This is a genomic window from Massiliimicrobium timonense (assembly GCF_042850985.1).
GTDB lineage: Bacteria > Bacillota_I > Bacilli_A > Erysipelotrichales > Coprobacillaceae > Allocoprobacillus.
On record NZ_AP031415.1, the window covers coordinates 1,471,739 to 1,494,464 of the forward strand.

Sequence of the window (22,726 nt, forward strand, 5' to 3'; positions counted from 1 at the left end):
TGTACCCTATGTCAAGGACAATTAAATAAAAAGGTATATTTTTAACGAATATTATCTTATATGATTGTGTCAAGGAGGAATGACACAGTCTTAAGCCACTGGTCAAGATCAGTGGCTTTGTGTTTAAGATGATTATGTATATTTTTAATGATTCTAAAAAGTTTAAACTTGTTTGTGTCAAGTATGACAACTGTATTGAATTTAAGGTCAACAGAAATGGTAATGTTATTGAAGGAATCCTTTCTAAAGGTGTCTATTATAACTGGATTGCTTTTCCTTCACTTAACACATCCTGTCAACTCGCCGATTTCTCAGATTCCTTTTGGAACGAGGAACAGCTTTTCAATGTTTTCCACAATGATTTCGATGTGTCAACTGTGCTTATGACCATTAGTGAGCTTAAGGATCTTTTCAGTCAGGACTATCAGTCCTACACTGATGGTTATAAGTTCATGTCCACTCGCGAATATATCTTCTGGCTTGAAAATCAATGTGAAGTCTTATCCTATCAGATGATTGATATGCAGACCCGTTTTGAATCTCAGCTTAATATTGACCTTGAAGAAGAACTCTTGGATGAAAGAAACCAATATCATGATATGATGCGTTTTCAATATGATGATACTATTTTTGAATAGTATCATTTTTTTATATCTATTGGATATATATCTGACAGCCAGTACTGATAATATTCTGAAGGTGACAGTTTTGCCAGGTCCCACTGATACCTTTCGTTATTGTAGTAATCTATATAATCATCTATAACTGCTTTAAGGTCATTGAAAGTGTTGCACCTGCTTATATCTATTTCATCTTTCATATGACCAAAAAAGGATTCCTGTGGTGCATTATCCCAGCAGTTGCCCCTTCTTGACATTGATTGCCTCAATCCTTTGTCCTTGAGCAGCTTTTGAAAATCTATACTGGTGTAATGAATGCCCTGGTCGCTATGGCATATCGTCTTGTTTGTTTTGATTGTCGCTCCATGCTTTTCAAACAGTTGTTTTACAGTCATTAACACAAAGTCAATCTCCAATGATTCGCTGACAACATATGATAGTATCTCATTGGTAAATGCATCCTTCATGACCGATAGATATGCTTTTCTTTTTTCTTTCCCATAAAAGAGATATGTAATATCGGTTAATATGACTATTCTTGGCTCCTGTATGAAATCACGATTGACAACATTGGGGGCAATATTATTTGTTTTTATTGCTTTTGCCATTCTTCTATATGGATTGGCTTTTCTTATTTTGCAGAAAAGTCCATATTTTTTCATGAGCCTCCTTATTTTTTTGATATTCATCCTTACTCCCATGTGCAGCAGATGCATGTGAATGCTTCTTGCTCCTTTATCATATCCTCTGTACTGATATGCCTTCAATATGAGTTCAAAATCGTTCTTGTCCCGCTGTTCTTTCTGCTGACGCTTATTGCAGTTATTTTTCCAGTTGTAGAAGCCACTTCTGGAAACTTCTGCAATTTCACATAATCTGGTAATGTTGAGAAGATTGTCATCTCGAGAAATCATTTCTTCGATGATTTTGTATTTTTCTTCTGCAGTTTCCAATAGGCTTCCCTCTCCAGTGATCTTATTTTTTTTAGAAACTCTATTTCCTGTTTTTGATAGGCAATCTTATGTTCAAGATAAGCAATCTTTTCTTCGGGGGACATGTCTCTTGTTCTAGGGCGACCTGCATTGTGTTTTCTGGTATCTTCAAATCCTTCTAAGCGTTCTGCTTCCTTCTTTATTCGTTGAACAATATTACTTATGCGTTTTGGTCCAAGAATATGTGGATCAATATCAAAGGAAGAAAGTATGGAAGAAGGGGCTTCTCCTTGTGAATAGCGTGACCAGAACTCCATTTTAAACTTTTGGGAGTATTTAATGCTTTTGTAAGATATTTTTTCAATATATGGATTATCCTTGAGTATTTTAATTTGTTCATCAGTAAAATAGTTTACACCCATTCCAATCAATCCTTTCATCAAATCATATTATAAGCAAAATAAAAGACCCTGTAAAACAGAGTCGGTTAAATATTCAGCATCACATTTTAGAGTGATACCTTTTTATTTAACTGTCCATTTTACAGGGTACAGTTTACCTCTACTAACCTTTCAATCTTATGACTTTCTAATAATAAATTGTTGATTTTGATAATCAATGACAATATGATCATCTTTTTGAATCGTTCCTTTAATCATTTCTTTAGCAACTAATGTTTCAATATGCCCCTGAATGAAACGTTTAAGTGGTCTCGCTCCAAAAGTAGGATCAAAACCTTCTCTTGCAATTTCTTTTTTAGCCCCGTCACTCACTTGAACTGATATATTTTGTTGTTCTAGACGTTTAGAAAGCTGAGCAATAAATTTATCAATAATCTTATAAACAACTTGATTATCTAATGAATTAAACATGACAATTTCATCAATACGATTCAAGAATTCTGGTTTAAAATGAGCTTTTAACTCCATTTCAACTTCATGTCTTGTTTCTTCATTATTACCTTGTAATAAATATTGTGAGCCAATATTAGATGTCATAATAATGATTGTATTTTTGAAGCTAACAACATTACCTTTAGAATCTGTAATACGACCATCATCTAAGACTTGTAATAACACATTAAAGACTTCTGGATGGGCTTTTTCAATTTCATCTAATAAAACAATACTGTATGGTGCACGTCTAACAGCCTCTGTTAATTGTCCACCTTCTTCATATCCAACATAACCTGGAGGAGCTCCTAATAAACGAGAAACACTAAATTTCTCCATATATTCACTCATATCAATACGGACAATATTCTTTTCACTATCGAATAATTGTTCTGCTAAACTTTTGGCAACTTCTGTTTTTCCTACTCCAGTTGGACCCAAGAACATAAATGAACCAATTGGACGGTTTTCATCATTGATTCCAGCACGTGATCTTAAAATAGCATCACAGATTTTTTCAATCGCTTCATCCTGTCCAATAACTCTTTTTCTTAAAGTATCATCAAGATGTAATAATTTTTCTCTTTCAGATTCCATCAATTTATGAATAGGAATACCTGTCCATCTAGCAATAACTTCACTGACTGTATCAACTGTTACTTTTTCCTGTAATAAAGCATCATCAGACTCTTGTGATTGATAATCAGCAATTTCTTTATTAATACGAGGTAATGTTTCATACTTGATTTTTGAAGCTTCTTCTAAATTACCTTCAGTTTCATATTTATCTTTAAGTGCTTCATATCTCACTTTTTGATCTTTTAATTCTTTAATATGATCTAAAGCCTTCTTTTCTTCTTTCCATTTATCTGTTAAACCTGTGACTTGTTCATCTAATGAAGCAATACGACTCTTAATTTCATCTAGACGTTTTTCATTATCTGCATTTTTATCTTCTTTTTCAATAGAAATACGTTCCATTTCCAAACGATTCTTTTCTCTTGTGATAACATCTAATTCTTCTGGTAAAGAATCAATTTCCATACGTACAGATGCACATGCTTCATCAATCAAATCAATAGCCTTATCTGGCAAGAAACGATCAGTAATATAACGTTCACTCATATTCACAGCTGCCACAATAGCACTATCAGTAATTTGTACACCATGATGAGATTCGAAGCTATCTTTTAAACCACGTAAAATCGCAATTGTATCGTCACTATCTGGTTCATCAACCTGAACTTTTTGGAAACGTCTTTCTAAGGCAGCATCTTTTTCAATGTACATACGATACTCATCTAGCGTTGTTGCTCCAATACAATGAAGTTCCCCACGTGCTAACATTGGTTTCAATAAGTTAGCTGCATCCATAGCTCCATCTGTTTTTCCAGCACCTACAAGCTGATGAATCTCATCAATGAATAAAATGATATTTCCTTCAGATTTTTTAATTTCATTTAATACAGCTTTTAATCTTTCTTCAAATTCACCACGATATTTAGCACCTGCTACCAAAGCTCCTAAATCAAGTTCATAAAGCGTCTTATTTTGCAAGCTGACAGGCACGTCATTTTTAAAAATACGCCATGCCAATCCTTCCACAATAGCCGTTTTCCCAACACCAGGTTCACCTATCAAAATAGGATTATTTTTTGTTTTACGTGATAAGATTTGAATCACACGTCTAATTTCTTCATCACGACCAATAACAGGATCTAATTTTCCATCCTTAACATCTTGAATAAGATCTCTACCATATTTTGTTAAAACTTCATATTGATTTTCTGGTTGAGGATTATTAACCATATTTCCACCTCGCATTTCCTGAATAATCTTTTCTAATTCTTTTTTATTTAAGTGATATTGTCTAATCAAATCCTGTATAAATGTTGATTGCACTTCAAACATTGCCATAATCAAATGTTCTACACTGGTATATTCATCTTTATAATCATTCATTACTTTTTGAGCTTTTATCAGTAATTGATTTAGATCATAAGAAATTCTCATTTGACTTTCATCAATACCACCAACTCTTGGTTTTTGTTGTTGTTTATTTCTTAAAAATGTTGTCAATTGTTGAATATCCACATGAGCCTTAGAAAGAACACGATATAAAATACCACTTGTATCCTCTAATAAAGCCAATAGAAAATCTTCTACATCCACAACTTGACAAGACATACCTAAAGCTTGTTGCATGGCTTTTTGCATCGCTTCCTGCATGGCTGTCGTCCATTTTTCAATATTCATATCTATCACTCCTTTAGCACTCATATATCCCAAGTGCTAACTATAGTATATCACGTTTTTTAGCACTGTCAACACCAAAGTGCTAAAATATGAATAAAAAAATCTTTAGGAATCATTCCTAAAGATCATATTTCTTTAAAATACCTACACCAATAGGATAAGGTCCTGTATGAACACCAATGGTTGCGCCAATTTGTTGAATCATAATCGGTTCATGAAAATCCGGAAAAGCTTGAATCAGACTTTCCTGAAGTTTGTCCTTAAAATCTTCTCCTTCTTTTTGGTCATAGCCATAACCTACACAGAAGCGATATTCATGGGGTGATAAATGCTGTTCTTGAAAATACTGAATTGTTTTTTCAATAACTTTCTTTTTTGATTTCTCTCTCCCACGTGTCACTCCCATAGCGAAAATTTCACCATCATGTAAAACAATCAAAGGACGAATGCCTAATGTTTTAGCAGCAACTCCAGCGACTTTTCCAATTCTTCCACCATGAATTAAATATTCAAAATTCCCTACTGTAAAGAAAATACGTCCTGAAAATTTAATATCTTCAATTTTTTGAACAACTTCGTCATATGACAATCCTGCCATTTGCATTTGAGCCGCTTCAATAACTAGCAATCCCTGTAATACCGTATTAACAGTCGCATCAATGATTGTGATACGTTGATTAGGATATTGTTCTTCCAGCATCATTTTAGCATTCATTGCACTGTTGTAAGAACCAGAAAACTTTGTTGTAATACAAATACATATAATATCTTTTTGTTGATCTAATATTTTCGTAAATGTCTGTATATAGTCTTCAATAGAAGGCATGGATGTTTTTGGAAACACATCTTTGTGATCAACCATATATTGATAAAACTCATGAACTTTAATGTCTTCTTTTTCTTTTTGATGATGAACACCATCAATCGTTATATAAAATGGAACGACTTCTAAATGATATTGATCAACAAGTGATTGTTCTAAATCACATGAACCATCTGTGACAATCTGATACATACTCACCCCTCCTTTTATGATTGTGATTGAATACAAAGTATTGTTTGACTATTTTCAATAACAGCATATTCTCCATCCATTTGATTAGAAACACATAGTGGATCATTTCTTTTTAAATGATATTGATTTAATGGATAATAACAATGAGATAAAGTGATAATACTTTCATCAAAAGCAAATAATGAAAAATAATGATAATGTTCCTTAAAAATATAATGCTGTCCCGGTTTTAAAACATAGATTTTATTCCATTCATCATAGATTGTTATCGCATACTCCTGATATTTTTCTAATAAGCATAAAACAGCCATAAAATGATCCATTCTTTGATGTGTTACACCATATAAGTCAATCGTATGATAACCATGATCAATTGCATACTGCAAAGCCAAAGCTGTATCCGTATCATCTTTAATAGAAGAATAACGCTGAATCTTTAATTGATCTAAAAGTTGTTCATTATCAAGAGAATCCATATCACCGATTGCGATAATCGGTGTAATCCCTTGATGATAAAGATGTTCAACGCCACGATCCACAGCAATATAATCAATAGTGCGATCATGAACAGGACCTACATCAATACTTCCATAAATACCTATTTTCATTTGAGTGATTCAATAGCTTCCTTTCTATTTTCAGCTTGAAAAACATAACTTCCCGCAACCAGAACATCTACACCAGCTTGACGACATAACATTCCTGTTGTGGCATTAATTCCACCATCAACTTCAATCAAATAAGAACGCTCTTGACGCAACTGGTCAAGCTGTTCAATTTTTGAAATAGCCTGTTCCTGAAATTTCTGTCCACCAAAACCTGGTTCAACACTCATTACCAAAACAAGATCCAAATCATCTAAAAAAGGTATCAATGTATCAACAGGTGTTGCTGGTTTGATACTTAATCCCACATTGACTCCATGATGATGAACATGTTGAATGAAAGCACGAATATCTTGTTCATTAGAAAATGCTTCTATATGAGCAGTAATTGATGAAGCATGAGCTTTGATAAATTCATCTACATATTTCATGGGATTTTCAATCATCAAATGAACATCAAGATACAAATCTGTTACTTGAGAAATATCATTTAAAATACTATAACCAAAAGAAATATTAGGAACAAAATGTCCATCCATGACATCATAATGAATCCAATCAGCTCCACAATTCTTGATGGAATCCAAATCTTTTTTTAATTCAGCAAAATCAGCTGATAAAACCGAAGGTGCAACCTTAACCATATTTTTTCTCCTTTAATAATTTACTCTCTTTTAAAAATGTTAAATAATGTTCATAACGAAGTGAAGAAATTGTCCCCGCTTCAACAGCTTCTTTGATGGCACAATGAGGTTCACTTTCATGTAGACAACCTCTAAATTTACATTGCTTAGAAAGTTGTTCAAAATCATGATAACTATGTGCCAGATCAACTGGATCAATTTGTAATTCCAATGATGAAAATCCCGGTGTATCAGCCACATAACCACCATACATAGAAATCAGTTCTACATGTCTTGTCGTATGTTTACCACGTCCCAATGCTTTAGAAATTTCATTGGTATCAATCTGTAAATGAATATCCAAAGCATTCAATAAACTAGATTTTCCAACACCACTTTGCCCTGTAACAACTGTTATGCGATCTTTAAAAATCTTTTTTACTATTTCAATACCCTGTTCCTGTTTTGAACTCACATAAATGACTTGATATCCAGCATCTTCATAAGGTTTCAATAATTCATGAATATGTTTTTCATCAGCCAAATCCATCTTTGAAATACAAATGACAGGATGAATATGCAAATGCTCAATCAAGATCAAAAAGCGATCCAGCAACAAAAGATTCATATCAGGTTCTTTGGCTGAAAAAACAAGTAAAGCCTGATCTACATTACTGATAGGTGGTCTAATCAAACTATTGTGTCGTGGCAATAATTTTAAAATATATCCTTCAACCTCATTTTCAATAGAAAACTCACAATAATCACCAACTAATGGTTTTAAAGCATCCTTTCTAAACTTCCCACGTGCCTTACATTGATAAATCTGTCCTTGAGATTGTACATAATAGAATCCAGCAAGTGCCTTAATGATTTGTCCTTTTTGCATCATTCAACCTCACTGATTTGTTATGGTTTGATTTTCACTTGGCTGTGAAGTGGCAGGAGTATTGGTTTCAGGTGTTGTTGGCGTGTTTTCAGCTGGTGTTTCAGGAATCTCTGGTTTGGTATTATAATAATCCAATGTAATTTTTTCTCCTTTTTTATAAACTGTTGTAAAAGCATCTAAAGATTGTCTTTCAACAACATTGATTTTCATTGTTTTTATTTCTTCAACAGAAGTTGGCGGATCTAAAACATTTAATTCCACAACAAATCCTGCTTCTTCTAAAATACTTTTGGCTTTTTGAATATCTTGACCATAAACATTAGGAACAACCGCACTATATCCTTGAGATACAGTCAAAGTAATAGATTTATCATCACTGTTAGGATCTATTTTTTTACCAACTTCTAATGATTGTTCCAAAATTGTTCCTTTGGACTTCTCATCAATCTTTTCTTCTTTTTTTACATCAAAGCCTAAATCCTCTAGTTGTGAAGCAACACTATCATAGTCTTTTCCAACATAATTTTCTATGACAATATATTGTCCTGATGATACAACAAGACTGACTTCATCTCCTTTTTTAACCTGTGTTCTTGCGACAGGATCACTGGAAATAACCTTTCCTTCTTCAACATCATCACTCAATTCATAAGTAATATTGTCTGATACTTTCAAATCTTTTTCTTCCAACAAAGTCACAGCTTCATCTTTATTTAAATTCAACACATCAGGCATTTCAAATGATTGAGATGGTTTCATCACAAAGAAGTAAAGAGCCATCAAAATAACCAAAACAGCAACCACACTGGCCCCTATAATCATCACCATTTTCTTATGTGAACGTGAAGATGGTTTCTCCTCTTTTTCTTCCTCAATCGGTAAATGTGTATGTGTTTGTGTAAAGAAGTCTTTATCATCAGCAACAATAGTCGCTAAATCTTCATCTTCCTGATAATCAAAAGTTATTTTTTCATCATTCATATGTTCAGCTTCAAGACAATGATTTAAATCATCCAACATATCTGAAGCACTCAAATAACGATCTTTTATATTTTTTGCTGTGGCTTTCATGATGATATTTTCAACAGATTGAGGTATTGACGGATTAAAAGCACGAACAGAAGGAATTTCATCACGCATATGCTTTAAAGCAATATTGACAGGTGATTCACCATTAAAAGGAACTTCCCCTCTTAACAATTCATAAAAAACAATACCTAAAGCATAAATATCACTTTGAGCTGTTGCCTTTTCTCCTCTTGCAATTTCTGGAGCCAGATAATGCAACGAACCCATAATGGTATCAGTCTGTGTTACCTGTGATAATGACTGAATAGAAGCAATTCCAAAATCACCAATTTTTACAACACCACTATCTGTAACCATAATATTCTGTGGTTTCAAATCACGATGAATAATCCCAATCGCATGTGCTTTGGCTGTTGCACTGACAACTTGTTTCATAATATCAACAGCTTCTACATAATGCAATGCTCCACGTTTATGAATCAATTCTTTTAATGTCTGTCCCGGTACATATTCCATGACAATATAATAGTCATCTTTTTCATCACCGACATCATATATTTCCACAATGTTTTTATGTGACAAAGCAGCTGCAGCACTGGCTTCACGATGAAAACGTGTCACATAAACAGGATCTCCCGTTAATGAAGAACGCATGATTTTGACAGCGACTGTTCGCCCCAAAATCAAGTCTTCAGCTTCATAGACATCCGCCATACCACCCTGTCCAATGAGTCTTTTTAATTGATAACGTCCAGCTATTGTCTTATTGACTAAACTCATAAATCAACAACTCCTTTTGTGATAATAAGTGCAAAACTGATATTGTCTTGTCCACCATATGTATTGGCTGTATCAATCAATTGACACGCTCTTTCATCCATATCTTTGGATGAATGTAATATATTTAAGATTTGTTCATCACTCAAAGAATTATATAAACCATCAGAACAAACCAATATCATACCATCATCAAGCTGTGTCTGGATAAAAGAAGGATTCAAAGCATCACTGACTCCTACAGCCTGTAATAAGATATTCTTTTGCGGATGAATTTTTGCTTCTGCTTGAGAAATTGTTCCCGAATCAACCAGAACATTCACCAAAGTATCATCTTTTGTCAACTGTTTTAATTCATCACAGACATAATAAACACGGGAATCTCCAACATGAGAAATATAAACTTGATGATTCACATATAAAACAAGAGCAATCGTTGTTCCCATGCCTTCATATTCTTGGGCTTCATGACTTTTATCTTCCACTATTTGATGTGCATGTAAAATCGCTGAAAGCATCCAATCATGAATGCTTTTTTCATCTTTTAAAGTCCCTTGATTTTGATAATTTTCAATAATATCATCACAAACCATCTTTGAAGCAATTTCTCCAGCATTATGTCCACCAATGCCATCGCAAAGAACTACCAGACATTCATTTTCATTTTTCTGATAAAAACGAACATCATCCTGATTCACTTTTCTCACACGTCCTATATCACTTTTCACTATGATCTGCATGATTGTTCACCTACTTTCATGGCACGTAACTGTCCACATGCCCCATCTATATCTCGTCCATGTTCTTTACGCAATGTCACATTGATTTTTAATCGTAACAGTTCACTTTTAAAAGCTTCTACATCCTGTGGTAATGATTGCTGATAACCATGCTCATCCACCGCATTATAAGGAATTAAATTAACATAAGCATTAAGCCCTTTAATATAATGTGCCAGTTGTCTGGCATGTTTCAATTCATCATTAACCCCTCTTAAAAGAATATATTCAAAAGTCACACGACGATTCGTCTTTTGAATATAATCAACAATAGATTGTCTTAAAACATCCATTGGATAACGTTTATTAATAGGCATCAGCTGATTTCTTAATTCATCATTTGGTGCATGTAAAGAAATAGCCAGATTGGTTTGAATACCTTCATGACTATAACGCTCAATCGCATCACATAAACCACATGTAGAAATGGTGATATGTCTAGCTCCGATTACTAAACCTTTAGGATGATTGATAATACGTACAAAGTCCATCACCGCATCATAATTATCAAAAGGCTCTCCTGTCCCCATCACCACAACATGACTGATTCTTTCTTGAGTATCATTCATGACCGTTAAAACTTGGTTAACCATCTCACCAGCTGTTAAATTTCTTTGTTTCTTCAATAAACCACTGGCACAAAAACGACACCCCATATTACATCCTAATTGGCTTGTCACACAAAGGCTTCTGCCATAATCATGAACCATTAATACTGTTTCAATAAAACCACCATCAGATAATTGCAAAAGATATTTAATAGTTCCATCCTGTGAAACCTGTTTTTCTTCTATCTTTAAAGGTCCTATACGATAAGTTAAAGAGAGTTTTTCTCTTAAACTTAATGATAGATTATTCATTTGTTCAAATGATTGCACATTTTGACGATATAACCATTCAAAGACTTGTGTCGCTCTAAATTTCTTTTCTCCAAGTTCTAAAAATTCTTCAATCATTTGGTCTTGGGTATAATCATAAATTAATTTCATATTTTCATTCCTTTTCTAATAGACACATATAAAAACCATCACTATGATACTGATATGGTAAAATGGTCACTTCTTTTCTTTTTTTCATATCAGGATACTTCGTTATGAATTTTTCTATTTGTTTTTCATTTTCTTTTTTATTGATTGTACAGGTACTATATACAATATTACCACCTTTTTTCAATAAAAAATATGCATTTTCTAACAATTTTTCTTGAATCACCATAATTTCATCCATAGATGAACTGTCATGATACTTGATTTCTGGTTTTCTTGCTAAAACGCCTAAACCACTGCATGGTGCATCACATAAAATCTTGTCAAATGTTTCTTGAGGATACACCTGCATTAAAGTGGTTGAATCTCCCACATGTGTTTTCACATTTTGAACATGTAAACGTGTCAACTGCTTTTCTACCAGATGAATTTTATGTTCATATAAATCATATGCTTCAATACATCCCTGATTGTTCATTAACATCGCTAAATGCGTTGTTTTACTGCCCGGTGCACAGCACATATCCAAAACATAATCTTGTTTTGAAGGATTCAATAATCGTGCCACAAGCTGACTGGATTCATCTTGAACTGTGACATAACCTTTTTGAAAAGCCTCGCTGGAGGCAATATGATGTCCTGTATAATAAAGACCATCTGGTGATAAGTCAGCTTTTTGCCAATGATTATCTTTCAACAATTCCTCACGTGAAATCAAAAGGGTATTCACTCTGGCACAGTGGCGAGGAACTTCTAAAAAAGCATGGCAGATACGCTTTGTTTCTTTATCACCATATTGTTTATTCAACATTTTAACAAGCCATAAAGGATGACTTGTTTCTATAGATAGTCTTTCTAATGGTGGTAAATCATCAAGCTGATAGGAAGATTGAAATACATTTTGTAAAACACCATGAATAAAACGTGATGTTTTCATCCCCTTTTTCTTTTTAGCCAATTCTACAGCTTCATTGATAATCGCATAATCTGGAATAGCATCCATCATTTCATGTTGATAAAGACTCATCAATAAAAGCATCTTTTCAAATGCTTTTACACGCATATGTAAATGAGGCTTTAAGATATATTCCAACAACAACATATTTTGAACTGTTCCATAAACAATACGTGTAATCAAATCTTTTTGTTGTCTAGTCAATGAATAACGTTGAAAATAATGATTGATCGTTAAATTCAGATAACTTTGTTCCTGTTTGAATTTCAATAGTATTTCTAATGCTAATTGTCTTTCCATAATTATATCTGTGAATACGGATTAAAATCACAGACAATTCTCACCTTTCCTTTTTGTTGTTTATTATAATAATCATTGATATTATTTAATGCTTCATAGATATCTTTTGAGTTTAAAAACTTCACTAAAATACGTTCACGATAAATATCCTGCATTTTATAAATTGTACTTTTAGCGGGACCCAATATGATGGTTTGATGACTATGCGTCTGTAAATAATTTTTCACATCCATAGCCACTTGATGAATCCACTTTTCTTGTTTAGATTGAATCAATATACTGACCATATGACAATATGGTGGATATTTAGCTACTTGACGATATTTCATTTCTTGATGAAAAAAAGACACATAGTCATGCTTCGCTGCACAAGTGATCGCATAATGATCAGGATTATAAGTTTGAATAATCACATGTCCCTGTTTCTGTCCACGCCCACTACGTCCAGATACTTGACATAACAGTTGAAAAGTACGTTCACTGGCACGAAAATCTGGAACATTTAAACTCAAATCTGCATTCAAAACACCAACAAATGTCACATCTTCAAAGTCTAATCCTTTCGCAATCATTTGAGTACCTAACAAAATATTGGCTTCCTTATTTCTAAATTTTTCCAATAATTTCAAATGTCCATTTTTTTGACGAGTTGTATCTACATCATAACGTAAAACTTTCGCTCCATGAAATAACTTTTCTATTTCTTCTTCAATCTTTTGCGTTCCATATCCTATACTTTTAAAATGAGTTGATCCACAATGAGGACATACACGAGGATAATCTATCATGTATTCACAATAATGACATTTTAATTTATGTTCACTACGATGATCAGTTAATGTAACATCGCAATGAGGACATTTCAAAACTTCACCACAATCTTGACATTGTACATATGTAGCATAACCTCTTTTATTTAATAAAAGAATCACTTGTTCTCCTTTATCAATGGTTGTTTGAATACTTTGTTTCATTGGAATAGAAAACAAAGAATAATTGTGTTGACGTGTCTGTTGAATCATATCCACAATTTCAACATGGGGTAAAGGTTTTTGATTAATACGATCAGGTAATTCATATAAATCATAAATTCCTTTTAAAGCTCTGGCATAGCTTTCTAATGAAGGTGTCGCACTTCCCAGTACGACACTGGCATGATGTGTTTTGGCTCTTATTTTCGCTATCTGGGAGGTTAAATAACGTGGTTTACTTTCCTGTTTGTAACTTGGATCATGTTCTTCATCCAAGATAATAATACCAATATTTTCTAATGGCGCAAAAACAGCCGATCTTGCTCCTACAACAATCTTGACTTCCTGACGTTTAATGCGACGATACTCATCATATTTTTCTCCCTGAGAAAGACGTGAATGCAATATCGCCACCTGATCTCCAAAACGTTCTCGAAAAACTTCGACCATCATCGGTGTTAAAGAAATTTCTGGAACGAGCATCATCACTGCTTGATTATTTTTTAAATAATGTGCCGCCAGTGTTAAATAAACCTCTGTCTTTCCAGAACCCGTCACACCATGTAATAAAGCTACCTTTCCTTGATGAGAAAGAATACCATCAACAACTTTTTGTTGTTGAACAGTCAATTGAATATGTTTAGCCTGATGTGTCATAGAAAAAGGTTGACGATAAACTTCTTTTTCAATGATTTGTATACAACCCTGTTTTTCTAAATTCTTTAATAAAGCACGACTATAGGGAACCTCTTTTAAAGGAATATCAGGATGTTTCTTTAAAAAAGAAAGACATTCCTGCTGTTTTACTGTTTTTGCTGATTGATCCATTATAACTTCAACACATAACTGTGTCTTCATTCCAACAGCTTGATGTGATGCCGGTTTTAATTGAGTAGGCAACATCGCCTGCAAACATGAAATACGTGGTGATAAGGTCATACGAGAAAGCTGATTGGCTAAATCTTGAAGTTCTTCATTTAATAACGGTTCTTCATCAATAACATCTATGATATACTGATAATGAAACCCTACCTGTTTTTCAAGTTCCTCTTGAGAAAGCACTGTTTCCTCGATACTTTCAACATACCCTATGATTTTTTGATAACCAAAACGAATCCATACACGAATACCTTTTAACAATGGTTCATGACTCAAATAATCAAATGTCGTATCTAAAGAATGAACAGGATGTTCAACCAATACTTTTACAATATACATAGACTCACCACCTATTGCATTATTCTACCATAAATACATTCCTTTTTAAAAGAGTTCCTTGTGATTTCAATAAAAAAACAGACAAATGTCTGCTTTATGACTTCTGTTCTTGATAACGTTCTTCACCCCACCATAAAGGTAAAAGTTCTTTTAATGTGACAATTTCACGTGTTTGATAATCCACCATAATTTCCATGTCTTGATTCTTTTCATTAAGCTGCATAAAAAACTCACGACAAGCTCCACATGGCATTCCACTCCCTTTACCAAAAGGAGGCTGATCACGAAAGGCTATCATTCTTTTGACAACAGTCTGTTGACTTTGAATATACATATTTAACGCCGCAACTCTTTCAGCACATAAATCCATCACACCGGCACAACTTTCTATACAAAAGCCGGTATAAATCTCACCATTTTCACTTTCTAATGCACAAACGACATGATGAGCGTAAATAAAAGGTGAAACCTCTTGAGGATGATATTGTTCTTTAGCTTTTTGATATAACTTTTCCCATATATCCATTTCTATAATTCCTCCATCTTTTTGAGATGATCTTCACAGATATATGATTCTACATAACCACATGTTTTACAAATATATTGTTCAACTTTAAGCTTATGATAATCAACAATAATATCTTGATAAGCATTACGCCTGTAAATACCTTTTGCGGGAACATAAAGTATATCATGATGACCGCATTTTGGACAACAACCACTTTTTTTCATAACTTTACTCCTTTGAATTGACGATAAAGATATGCCAGAAGCATTCCAATAATAAAACTAATGAAATGAATAACAAATGTTGATATATTGCTTGAAAAGAAAGGAATTTGAGCAAATATCACATAAACAATAATCCATTTTCCATAAAGAGAACGAAAATGAAATTTTGGTAAAATAGAACGCATTATCAAAATGAACCCTAACAAACTAAAGATAACAGGTGACCCTCCAACACTGATACTTTCTGGATAAATCAAACTAAAAATAATGTGAGCAATTGTCCCTCCAAGCAAAGATATAAAAATAAAGTTCCTGCTTTTATACGCTGGTCAATATAGATATCAAGATATGAAATCGCTAGAGCATTCACAGCAAAATGTAAAAGATTCACATGTAAAAATAACCCTGTTATCAAACGATAATATTCATGATGAATGATTTGAAAACCTTTGTTGCTTAAAGCATCAAACCATGATGTCTGCATACCAACAATCAAAAAGATAAGCCATATGCCTATCCATAAATAACTCATTTTCCATCTCATAACCTTAGTTCCTAAAAAAACACCCTAAGGTGCTTACAGATTGTCTTGGATGATTTGAGCAATCTTTTTCTTAGCTGCAACAACATCATCATTTTCTACAACATATTTATATTCATTTTGTGTTGCTATTTCTTTTCTTGCTTTAGCAAGTCGTTCCTGTACAATACTTTCTTCTTCTGTACGACGACCACGAATACGACGTTCCAGTTCTTCCATTGATGGGGGTACTAAAAAAATCGTTAATGCATGAGGACATTTAGCCATGACCTGCAAAGCCCCTTGAACTTCAATTTCCAATACAACATTCTTACCTTCACTTAATAACTTTTCAACATAAAATTGAGGTGTTCCATAATAATTACCTACAAACTGGGCATACTCCAACAATTCACCTTTTTCAATTTTATCCTTAAATTCTGCTTCACTGACAAAGAAATAATCAACACCTTCTTTTTCAGTTGGACGAGGTTTTCTTGTTGTCATAGAAATAGAATAAGCCAAATTCAAACTTTCATCTTTAAAAAGCTCTTGACGAACTGTTCCTTTCCCTACACCACTTGGTCCACTTAAAATAATTAAAAGTCCCTTCTTCAATCTCTCCACCACCTTTGAAACAATACTACATGAATGTAACTTTAATGTCAATTCTTTTTGAAATATGTTATACTATTTAACGGTGATGAAAAATGGCTTATGACGGAATTATGTTATCTCGTGTTGTAGAACAGCTACAAAATCAAATCACACGAGGAAGAATTAATAAAATATATCAAATTTCACAATATGAACTTTTGTTTCATATTCGTGCTCAAAGAGAAAATTACAAATTACTCATTTCAATACATCCTGTTTATGCGAGAATGCAATTAACACAGTTAAGTTATCCAACTCCTGCATCTCCTAATGCTTTAACGATGTTATTAAGAAAGCATCTGGAAGGGGCATATATTGAAAAAATAACACAAATGCAGCTAGATCGTATTGTTGATATTGAAATAATTGGTGTCAATGAATTAAAGGATACAGTAAAATATCACATTTATTTAGAGATCATGGGAAAACACTCAAATGCTATTTTAACATATCACAACAATAAAATTATTGATTGTTTAAAACGTGTTTCCCCTTCTATGAGTGCTCGTATTTTACAACCCGGTGCAATATATCAAAAACCACCTTTAATTGAAAAATACAACCCTTATACAACAGATTGGATAGAAACAGATAATTTAACCAAAACATATCAGGGATTCTCTCCAGAATTATCTAAAGAAGTTTTATATCGCATGGATCATGGAGAAGCATTCCATGATATTATCACGTTACTCCATCATTCCACAACATTGTATATTCATAAAAAAGAAGATAAGGAATATTTCCATGTTATTCCTCTTACACATTTACATCAGGAGTATACGACTTATCCACTTTTTGATGGCTTAGATCAACATTATGATTTAATTGATGAAAAAGATCGTATTAAACAACAAACATCGGATTTAGCTAAATTCATTCAAAATGAATATCAAAGAAATGTTCATAAATTAAACAAACTACAACAAACATTATTTGAATCCCAAAATAGTGATGATTTACGTATTAAAGGAGATTTGTTGTTTGCTAATTTACATTTATTAAAAAAAGGACAAAAAGAAATCACTGTAGAAAATTATTATGATGGTACAATGATGACGATTCCTTTAGATGAAAGATATGATGGAAAGACAAATGCCAATAAATATTACGCTAAATATCAAAAAGCAAAAAAAGCATTATCCCATCTTCAAGAACAAATTCAAATTACAGAAAATGAAATTCATTATTTTGATACTTTAATCACAATGATGGATAATGCTTCTTATTATGATGCTTTAGAGATTAAAGAAGAATTAGAGAATTTAGGTTATCTCAAAAAGAAAAAAACAAAACAGGTGCATAGACCTCAAAAACTTCATATAGAAACCTATATAACTAAAGATCAGATTCCTATTTATGTAGGTAAGAATAATCTGCAAAATGATTACCTTACCTTTAAGATGGCTGCCAAAAATGATATGTGGTTTCATGTCAAAGACATGCCTGGAAGCCATGTTGTTGTGCATAGTCAGAATTTAGATGAATATACCATTCGTCTTGCCAGTCAATTAGCCGCCTATTTTTCTAAAGGAAAGCACAGTTCGTCCGTACCTGTAAATTATACATTAGTCAAAACATTGAAAAAGCCACAAGGTGGTAAACCTGGTCAGGTGATATTATCTCATTATTCAACCATTTACATTGATCCTGATGAAAGTCTTTTTAACGATATCCATAAGGTGAATTCATAGAAGCATTGACAAATGTTTGTTCATAAGCAGGATAAAAGACTGGGTAATACATACAATGGTTAACACGACGACATTCAATAGGACAAATCACAGGTTGCGGAACAGGTGTAATTTGATTTGTTACACAAACTTTTTTAGGAGCTACTAAAGGTTGTGGTCGTGGACAACCATTCATATATCCATTATTCATTTGTTGAGCCTGACATGAACATGAGTTCATGTTTTGGCAACCACAAGATTGTTGAAACATTATTCATCCCTCCTTCATTATTTAATGTATGTCAAAACATCAAAAAAGGCAGGGCTTTTGAAAGGAGTCATTATGAAATTAATAGAATGGAATTGTTTTAATGAAATAGAAGCTTATACAACTTGTCGTGAAGATCATGGACGCATCATGAACATGAGTTTTAATGGCATTGATGATCAGCAAGTTTTAGAAAATCGTCAACGCTTAGCCAAAACACTTCATAGCGATCTTTCTCAAATGGTCGCCACTTTACAACAACACACTACACGTTTTATTGAAGTCCATCATAGTGATGGTGGTAGAGGAATGTGGAGTCGTGATGATGCTTTGATTGGTTATGATGCGATGTATACAAGAGATCGTCATTTATGGTTATGGACTTTTCATGCTGATTGTTGTCCTGTTTTATTGTATTGTCGAGATCAAAAAATTGTGGCTGCCATTCATTCAGGATGGAAAGGAACAGTAGGTGAAATCGTTAAAAAAGTAACACAGCATTTAATTGAAAATGAAGGATGTCAGCCACAACATATTTATGCTTATATTGGTCCTTCCATTGAACAACGTCATTTTGAAGCCAAAGATGATATTATTGATTTAGTCAAGAAAATGTCTTTTGATACAAGTCGCTTTTATATTCAAAAAGAAGATGGAGCTTATCTTTTAGATAGTAAAGGATTAATTCAACAACAATTATTAGAATTACACGTTCCAAAAAGTCATATTACAGTTTCTCCTTATTGTACAATAGAAAATGAGGACCTCTTTTTCTCCTATCGTCGAGATAAAAGTCCTCATCGTCATATTACACTGATTTCTCTAAAGTAACCTTCGGGTTACTTTTTATCATCTCATCCATCACTTCTGGTAAGTGTTCAATGAGGCGTGATGGCAGCACTGTATAAGCTTTTTTGGCTAATTGTTCACCAGTATACCCATGTATGAAAACACCTAATAAAGCTGCCTGTATGGCTTGATAACCTTGTCCTAAAAAACTTGTAATGATACCTGCTAAAACATCTCCCATACCCCCTGTTGCCATAGCTTTATGACCTGCCATAACACGATATGATTCATATCCGTTTGTGACCATTGTATATGGTCCTTTTAAAACCAATGTCACATGATATGTTTTCGCAAAATTTTGTGCTATTTCCAGCATATCATCGTCTTCTTGAAAAGGACATAAACGCTGAAATTCCCCTAAATGGGGCGTTAAGATAATATCACGCTTTTGATTTTTTAATAAATCAACATGAGCCGATAAAATTGTTAAAGCATCCCCATCAATAACCAGTGGCTGATGTGTTTTTTCCAATAAGTCAATAACATAACGATAGCTATCTAAGCTTTGTCCTAAGCCACATCCAATCAATAAAGCATCATATTTCACAAAATCATCTTTTTGTAAAACAGGTGGTCTTAAAACAGCTGTTGCCTCTGGACAAAACTGTGTCAAAACATTAATGACACTTTCATCGCTCATAACAGTCGTAATCCCACTTCCACTATAGACACAACTTTTAGCACTTAGTAAAGCCGCACCTTTATATTCCTGACATCCTGTAATCAGACAAGTATATCCATATGTTCCTTTATAACCATCAAAGACTCTTTCTTTCAACAATGGAATGATCATCTTTGCATTGCCCATTTGATACAAACCAGCTGCCTCTCCAACATCTCTTGCATCAAGCATTTCAACAATGACTTCTCCCGTAAAAAAGCGACTATCGGGATTCAAAAAACCATTTTTTATCGCACTCAAAGTTATTGTCTTCGTTGCATAAACAACACTTTGATAAGGCTTCCCTGTATTACATTGTAACCCTGTTGGAATATCCACAGCAATCACTTCATGATCATATAACTGATTCATTCCTTCAATGACACTTTGATAAATCCCTCTTGGACAACTGTTTAAACCAAACCCAAAAATTGCATCCACAATGGTTTCATATAAGTCCATACATTGGATCAGTTCATCTAAATTATCCTGTTGAAATAAAGAAACAGGGATAGATAAATCATAACATTGTTGTAGATAATATAAATTAGCCTGAGAAAGATGTTCGCCATTTTCAAAGATAAAAACATGAACTTCTTTTTTTTGTTGAAAGAGCTTGATAGCAAGAGATAAACCATCCGCCCCATTATTGCCTGGTCCACAGACAATTGCAAAAGAACGTCCTGACATATGCTTATATAAACAATCACTTGCTTTATCCACCAGTTCTTCAATAGTATATCCCTGTTCTAATAAACAGGCATCATATCTTTTCATCAAAGCCTGACTTCCAATATACATTTCTATCACCTCAATTTCTTTCATTATACCAAAATAAAAACTGTAATGAAATCAATTCATTACAGTTTTTGATCATTAATATCTTACACCACAAGTAAATCCACTTAGACTTGTGTAGCTAACAACAGCCCCACTATGTGGAGAGTGAATAACTCTACCACCACCTACGTAGATTCCTACATGACCTGGACGCCAAACAATATCACCTGGTTTTACTTTAGATAGAGAAATTGTTCTTCCTCCACTCTTTTGTGCACTAGATGTACGTGGGATACTCTTACCGTTTTTACGATATACCCATTGAGTAAATCCTGAACAGTCAAATGAACTTGGTCCAGTCGCACCCCATTTGTATGGGCATCCTAATCGTGATTTTGCAGTAGCTACCATTCCTTTATTAGGAGCAATATCATCTGGATTAACAACTGTGACTTTCAAAGATTTAGAAGTTGAATTTCCAGCTTTATCTGACACACTGTATGTGACTGTATACTTACCAGCTTTTTTCGTGTTAACAGAACTACTGATTTTGACTTTAGAAGTCAGATTTCCATCTTTGTTGTCAGTTGCACTCTCTAGATATTTCTTAGCACTAAAGCTCTTACCTTTTGTAATTTCAACTGAAGATTTAGATAAACTAATCTTCGGTGCACTTAAGTCACCCACTTTTACTGTTAATGATTTTTCAGATGTATTTCCAGAAGAATCTTTAGCAGTAATTTTTAAAGTTGTTTTACCATCCTTTTTCATATTCACTGTTCCATCTACATCAATAGATTTAACAGTCTTATCAAAGTTATCTGAAACTTTGACATAATCTGAATAGTCAAACTGAGAACCATAGTCTACTGTAACTGTAGATCCCTTCTTGTAACTAATCGTAGGAGCAGTTGTATCTGAAACATAGAATTCAATTGTTTGTTGTGTTGTATTTCCAGCATTGTCAGAAACACTCAATTCAATCATTTGTGATCCTAGTTTTGAAGTATCAAGTTTCTTGTTTGTTTCAATGAATGGTGTGACATCACCATCAACATTGTCTGAAGCATTGACATATTGTGTAATGTCCTTACTTCCATTCGCTTCCACATTAATAACATAACCTTGACTTCCACCTACTGGCTTCAATTCAGGAGCTGTTTTATCAACAACTTCTACTTGAACAACCTTTGTACTTATATTTGAGAACATATCGGTTGCAGTTACTTCGACGTTATATATACCCAATTGATATGCATCATATGATGTATCATCAATCTTTACATCCATAGCGTCTAGGGAATCACGATTATCAGAAATAGCGAACATCGTCTTATCTAGCTTTGTTCCATAAAGAACTTCAATCTTATTAGCTTCGATTGTTGGTTTTTCTTTATCAACAGCTGCATAACCAACCAAACCAAATGTTGAAATACATAACATCGGAATGAACATGGCTTTACGTTTTAAAACATGTTCTTGCATCATTTCTAATAAATTCGTCTTAATATTACTATCCATTCGTTGCCTCCTTTCAATAATATACCCAATTAGAATTATAAAACAACGTTCACAAAAAGTCCACAACTTTCTTAAGAAATTCTTAAGAAATTAAAATTATATTGATTAAATCAATGTTTTTTTAATTAACTTTTTTTGAATTTATAACTATTTTCATACAAATTATGAACTCATTTGTCCATATTTAATCATATTTTGACAGTTTTTTCATAAAATA

Annotated in this window: 21 protein-coding genes and 1 pseudogene; 3 read left to right on the top strand and 19 right to left on the bottom strand. The window is 33.3% G+C overall.

Annotated elements, in window-relative coordinates; genetic code table 11:
* The first annotated feature begins 128 nt into the window (after positions 1–128).
* Entirely contained in the window at positions 129–638 is a 510-nt protein-coding gene (locus ACGHJ8_RS07735; RefSeq protein ID WP_087357188.1) for a hypothetical protein, read from the top strand.
* 2 nt (positions 639–640) lie between these two features.
* Here the strand turns inward: ACGHJ8_RS07735 and ACGHJ8_RS07740 are convergent, their stop codons facing one another.
* The 16 genes and pseudogenes from ACGHJ8_RS07740 to gmk all read right to left on the bottom strand — a co-directional run bounded on the left by ACGHJ8_RS07740 (position 641) and on the right by gmk (position 16,718).
* Positions 641–1,573, bottom strand: coding sequence for an IS3 family transposase (locus tag ACGHJ8_RS07740; protein ID WP_087357187.1), 933 nt, complete (start codon positions 1,571–1,573; stop codon positions 641–643).
* Positions 1,531–1,992, bottom strand: a complete 462-nt coding sequence (locus ACGHJ8_RS07745) for an HTH domain-containing protein (protein ID WP_390539687.1) — start codon at positions 1,990–1,992, stop codon at positions 1,531–1,533. Before ACGHJ8_RS07745 ends, ACGHJ8_RS07740 begins: the two co-directional genes overlap by 43 nt.
* A 138-nt stretch (positions 1,993–2,130) precedes the next feature.
* Positions 2,131–4,701, bottom strand: coding sequence for an ATP-dependent Clp protease ATP-binding subunit (locus ACGHJ8_RS07750; RefSeq protein WP_390539689.1), 2,571 nt, complete (start codon positions 4,699–4,701; stop codon positions 2,131–2,133).
* A gap of 118 nt (positions 4,702–4,819) precedes the next feature.
* Entirely contained in the window at positions 4,820–5,716 is an 897-nt protein-coding gene (locus ACGHJ8_RS07755) for a DegV family protein (protein WP_205088833.1), read from the bottom strand.
* 14 nt (positions 5,717–5,730) lie between these two features.
* Positions 5,731–6,324: a thiamine diphosphokinase gene (locus ACGHJ8_RS07760; RefSeq protein ID WP_205088834.1), complete on the bottom strand. Its 594-nt coding sequence runs from the start codon at positions 6,322–6,324 to the stop codon at positions 5,731–5,733.
* The gene (gene rpe / locus ACGHJ8_RS07765; RefSeq protein WP_390539691.1) at positions 6,321–6,965 is read right to left on the bottom strand and encodes a ribulose-phosphate 3-epimerase; all 645 of its coding nucleotides are present in this window, start codon (positions 6,963–6,965) and stop codon (positions 6,321–6,323) included. The genes ACGHJ8_RS07760 and rpe overlap by 4 nt, the downstream gene beginning before the upstream one ends.
* Positions 6,958–7,833: a ribosome small subunit-dependent GTPase A gene (gene rsgA / locus ACGHJ8_RS07770; protein WP_087357535.1), complete on the bottom strand. Its 876-nt coding sequence runs from the start codon at positions 7,831–7,833 to the stop codon at positions 6,958–6,960. Before rsgA ends, rpe begins: the two co-directional genes overlap by 8 nt.
* A 9-nt stretch (positions 7,834–7,842) precedes the next feature.
* Entirely contained in the window at positions 7,843–9,642 is a 1,800-nt protein-coding gene (gene pknB, locus ACGHJ8_RS07775; protein WP_390539693.1) for a Stk1 family PASTA domain-containing Ser/Thr kinase, read from the bottom strand.
* The gene (locus tag ACGHJ8_RS07780) at positions 9,639–10,379 is read right to left on the bottom strand and encodes a Stp1/IreP family PP2C-type Ser/Thr phosphatase (protein WP_390539695.1); all 741 of its coding nucleotides are present in this window, start codon (positions 10,377–10,379) and stop codon (positions 9,639–9,641) included. The genes pknB and ACGHJ8_RS07780 overlap by 4 nt, the downstream gene beginning before the upstream one ends.
* Complete coding sequence (rlmN, locus tag ACGHJ8_RS07785; protein ID WP_390539697.1) at positions 10,367–11,407, bottom strand: 23S rRNA (adenine(2503)-C(2))-methyltransferase RlmN; 1,041 nt, start codon at positions 11,405–11,407, stop codon at positions 10,367–10,369. The genes ACGHJ8_RS07780 and rlmN overlap by 13 nt, the downstream gene beginning before the upstream one ends.
* Before the next feature lie 4 nt (positions 11,408–11,411).
* Positions 11,412–12,659, bottom strand: a complete 1,248-nt coding sequence (gene rsmB / locus ACGHJ8_RS07790) for a 16S rRNA (cytosine(967)-C(5))-methyltransferase RsmB (protein WP_390539699.1) — start codon at positions 12,657–12,659, stop codon at positions 11,412–11,414.
* A 2-nt stretch (positions 12,660–12,661) separates the two neighbouring features.
* Positions 12,662–14,848 carry a primosomal protein N' gene (priA, locus tag ACGHJ8_RS07795; RefSeq protein ID WP_211964184.1) on the bottom strand — a complete coding sequence of 729 codons (2,187 nt, stop codon included), beginning with the start codon at positions 14,846–14,848 and terminating at the stop codon, positions 12,662–12,664.
* Between the two features lie 94 nt (positions 14,849–14,942).
* The gene (locus ACGHJ8_RS07800; RefSeq protein ID WP_087357541.1) at positions 14,943–15,374 is read right to left on the bottom strand and encodes a cytidine deaminase; all 432 of its coding nucleotides are present in this window, start codon (positions 15,372–15,374) and stop codon (positions 14,943–14,945) included.
* A 2-nt stretch (positions 15,375–15,376) separates the two neighbouring features.
* On the bottom strand, positions 15,377–15,580 hold the full coding sequence (locus ACGHJ8_RS07805) for a hypothetical protein (protein WP_087357542.1): 204 nt from the start codon (positions 15,578–15,580) through the stop codon (positions 15,377–15,379).
* Positions 15,577–16,124 (bottom strand): annotated as a pseudogene (locus ACGHJ8_RS07810) (rhomboid family intramembrane serine protease). Before ACGHJ8_RS07810 ends, ACGHJ8_RS07805 begins: the two are co-directional and overlap by 4 nt.
* A gap of 33 nt (positions 16,125–16,157) precedes the next feature.
* Complete coding sequence (gene gmk / locus ACGHJ8_RS07815; protein WP_390539702.1) at positions 16,158–16,718, bottom strand: guanylate kinase; 561 nt, start codon at positions 16,716–16,718, stop codon at positions 16,158–16,160.
* Positions 16,719–16,810: 92 nt separating this feature from the next.
* Between gmk and ACGHJ8_RS07820 the strand changes: the two genes are divergently transcribed.
* Entirely contained in the window at positions 16,811–18,451 is a 1,641-nt protein-coding gene (locus tag ACGHJ8_RS07820) for an NFACT family protein (protein WP_205088843.1), read from the top strand.
* Here the strand turns inward: ACGHJ8_RS07820 and ACGHJ8_RS07825 are convergent.
* Entirely contained in the window at positions 18,423–18,701 is a 279-nt protein-coding gene (locus ACGHJ8_RS07825) for a hypothetical protein (protein ID WP_087357546.1), read from the bottom strand. The two genes, ACGHJ8_RS07820 and ACGHJ8_RS07825, sit on opposite strands and share 29 nt — an antisense overlap.
* A 72-nt stretch (positions 18,702–18,773) precedes the next feature.
* Between ACGHJ8_RS07825 and pgeF the strand changes: the two genes are divergently transcribed.
* A complete protein-coding gene (gene pgeF, locus ACGHJ8_RS07830) occupies positions 18,774–19,529 on the top strand; it encodes a peptidoglycan editing factor PgeF (protein ID WP_211964170.1) in 756 nt (251 codons plus the stop codon).
* Here pgeF and ACGHJ8_RS07835 read toward each other — a convergent pair.
* Positions 19,507–21,009: an NAD(P)H-hydrate dehydratase gene (locus ACGHJ8_RS07835; RefSeq protein ID WP_390539704.1), complete on the bottom strand. Its 1,503-nt coding sequence runs from the start codon at positions 21,007–21,009 to the stop codon at positions 19,507–19,509. The genes pgeF and ACGHJ8_RS07835 overlap by 23 nt on opposite strands.
* A gap of 75 nt (positions 21,010–21,084) precedes the next feature.
* Positions 21,085–22,509 (bottom strand): immunoglobulin-like domain-containing protein, encoded by a 1,425-nt coding sequence (locus tag ACGHJ8_RS07840; RefSeq protein WP_390539706.1) that lies wholly within the window; start codon positions 22,507–22,509, stop codon positions 21,085–21,087.
* Positions 22,510–22,726 lie beyond the last annotated feature (217 nt).

Excerpts from the sequence above, each read along its gene's own strand:
- ACGHJ8_RS07735 (WP_087357188.1), top strand. The coding sequence starts at position 129 with ATGATTATGTATATTTTTAATGATTCTAAAAAGTTTAAACTTGTTTGT.
- ACGHJ8_RS07745 (WP_390539687.1), bottom strand. The coding sequence starts at position 1,992 with ATGAAAGGATTGATTGGAATGGGTGTAAACTATTTTACTGATGAACAA.
- ACGHJ8_RS07750 (WP_390539689.1), bottom strand. The coding sequence starts at position 4,701 with ATGAATATTGAAAAATGGACGACAGCCATGCAGGAAGCGATGCAAAAA.
- ACGHJ8_RS07755 (WP_205088833.1), bottom strand. The coding sequence starts at position 5,716 with ATGTATCAGATTGTCACAGATGGTTCATGTGATTTAGAACAATCACTT.
- ACGHJ8_RS07760 (WP_205088834.1), bottom strand. The coding sequence starts at position 6,324 with ATGAAAATAGGTATTTATGGAAGTATTGATGTAGGTCCTGTTCATGAT.
- rpe (WP_390539691.1), bottom strand. The coding sequence starts at position 6,965 with ATGGTTAAGGTTGCACCTTCGGTTTTATCAGCTGATTTTGCTGAATTA.
- rsgA (WP_087357535.1), bottom strand. The coding sequence starts at position 7,833 with ATGCAAAAAGGACAAATCATTAAGGCACTTGCTGGATTCTATTATGTA.
- pknB (WP_390539693.1), bottom strand. The coding sequence starts at position 9,642 with ATGAGTTTAGTCAATAAGACAATAGCTGGACGTTATCAATTAAAAAGA.
- ACGHJ8_RS07780 (WP_390539695.1), bottom strand. The coding sequence starts at position 10,379 with ATGCAGATCATAGTGAAAAGTGATATAGGACGTGTGAGAAAAGTGAAT.
- rlmN (WP_390539697.1), bottom strand. The coding sequence starts at position 11,407 with ATGAAATTAATTTATGATTATACCCAAGACCAAATGATTGAAGAATTT.
- rsmB (WP_390539699.1), bottom strand. The coding sequence starts at position 12,659 with ATGGAAAGACAATTAGCATTAGAAATACTATTGAAATTCAAACAGGAA.
- priA (WP_211964184.1), bottom strand. The coding sequence starts at position 14,848 with ATGTATATTGTAAAAGTATTGGTTGAACATCCTGTTCATTCTTTAGAT.
- ACGHJ8_RS07800 (WP_087357541.1), bottom strand. The coding sequence starts at position 15,374 with ATGGATATATGGGAAAAGTTATATCAAAAAGCTAAAGAACAATATCAT.
- ACGHJ8_RS07805 (WP_087357542.1), bottom strand. The coding sequence starts at position 15,580 with ATGAAAAAAAGTGGTTGTTGTCCAAAATGCGGTCATCATGATATACTT.
- ACGHJ8_RS07820 (WP_205088843.1), top strand. The coding sequence starts at position 16,811 with ATGGCTTATGACGGAATTATGTTATCTCGTGTTGTAGAACAGCTACAA.
- ACGHJ8_RS07825 (WP_087357546.1), bottom strand. The coding sequence starts at position 18,701 with ATGTTTCAACAATCTTGTGGTTGCCAAAACATGAACTCATGTTCATGT.
- pgeF (WP_211964170.1), top strand. The coding sequence starts at position 18,774 with ATGAAATTAATAGAATGGAATTGTTTTAATGAAATAGAAGCTTATACA.
- ACGHJ8_RS07835 (WP_390539704.1), bottom strand. The coding sequence starts at position 21,009 with ATGTATATTGGAAGTCAGGCTTTGATGAAAAGATATGATGCCTGTTTA.
- ACGHJ8_RS07840 (WP_390539706.1), bottom strand. The coding sequence starts at position 22,509 with ATGGATAGTAATATTAAGACGAATTTATTAGAAATGATGCAAGAACAT.